Consider the following 1,251-nt stretch of genomic DNA (forward strand, 5'->3'; position numbering starts at 1 on the left):
CACGACAAACGCATGAATGATTGTCTACCACCAATTCTGTTTTCAGCTATTTTTAAGCTTCTAAAAGTTCTTCCAGATACTGAATTGGACGCATGCTAACTACGAACCTTTTCTTTCTCATCGACAACTTATGCCTTGTCATTTGTGCCGGCTTCAAAATACTTAGGCTCCATTTTCTTATGATATTCAAATTTTGTGCTGCCATTTTATCTAACGTTGTGTTTGCATCTTCCCGGAATGTTACATCCAAATGCCAGTGCATACTTTCTATACTCCAATGTCCTCTGACTGCACGACTGATCTGCTCTATATCTGCCTTTAAACTACTGATAAAATAACGATACTCTATCCTTCTCTTTCCATCCTTCTCTATCGTTTTCTTTTCCATCACGATACTGGACAGCCCTTTCCAGTTCTTTTTCTGACTTAACCATTTAATATCTTCTGTTTGATAATACTCCCTTATTTCAACCTGACCATGTGCTTTTTCCTGTGTCTTTTTGTAATTACCGCTCGCACGGATTCTTTTTTGAAACTCTTCATCCGAAAAGTATTCCTGCACATCCTCATACAGGCTGTTTTGATTTCTCTTCAATGCAAGAACATAATCTGCCCGTTTTTTCTTTATTTTTTCCGCTATTGCAGTCTGCGTTCCCATTGCATCAATCGTTACGGTCTGGCCTTTTATCTGGATCTTATCCAACAATTCTGGAATCACTACGATTTCATTGCTTTTTTCTTCAACAGCTTTTTGTCCAAGACAAAAACCATCCTCTTTACTCCACGCGGATACAATGTGAGCTGCCTTTCCAGCTCCCCTTTTATTGGAACGCATGGTTTTTCCATCAATACAGATGATTTTTTTCAGCAGCTCTCCATCATCCTGATTTAATCGGTCCTGCCATTTTCCATAGAGTTGTTGTAAGATTTCTGGTGATATCATCCCCATAACACGTCTGATCGTATCATGGGATGGAATCCCGTTCTTTAACTCGATATACTTACGAAGATAGTCCTGATAATTTTCCGCAAACAATGCCATTTCTACCCAGTCATCCGCATTCGCTAACGTTGCGAACAACACAATAACAAGAATATCTTTTAATGTGTGACGAATTTTTCTTTGCTGGCGATCATCTTCTATGTATTCCAGCCAATCTAATAATTCCTGCATATACCAACGCCCCTTTTCTTTTAATTTTACCAGAAAAGGGGCATGTTCACAATTTATTTACTCATGCGTTTTTCGTG

Annotated in this window: 1 protein-coding gene; it reads right to left on the bottom strand. The window is 38.7% G+C overall.

From position 1 onward, the window contains the following. Positions 1-52: 52 nt before the first annotated feature. On the bottom strand, positions 53-1,174 hold the full coding sequence (locus tag ABCW45_RS17705) for an ISAs1 family transposase (RefSeq protein WP_009259881.1): 1,122 nt from the start codon (positions 1,172-1,174) through the stop codon (positions 53-55). Positions 1,175-1,251 lie beyond the last annotated feature (77 nt).

It is taken from the genome of Pilosibacter fragilis, assembly GCF_032490495.1.
GTDB classification, from domain to species: domain Bacteria; phylum Bacillota; class Clostridia; order Lachnospirales; family Lachnospiraceae; genus Pilosibacter; species Pilosibacter fragilis.

Coding starts and splice junctions, on each gene's coding strand:
- ABCW45_RS17705 (WP_009259881.1), bottom strand. CDS start 1,174: ATGCAGGAATTATTAGATTGGCTGGAATACATAGAAGATGATCGCCAG.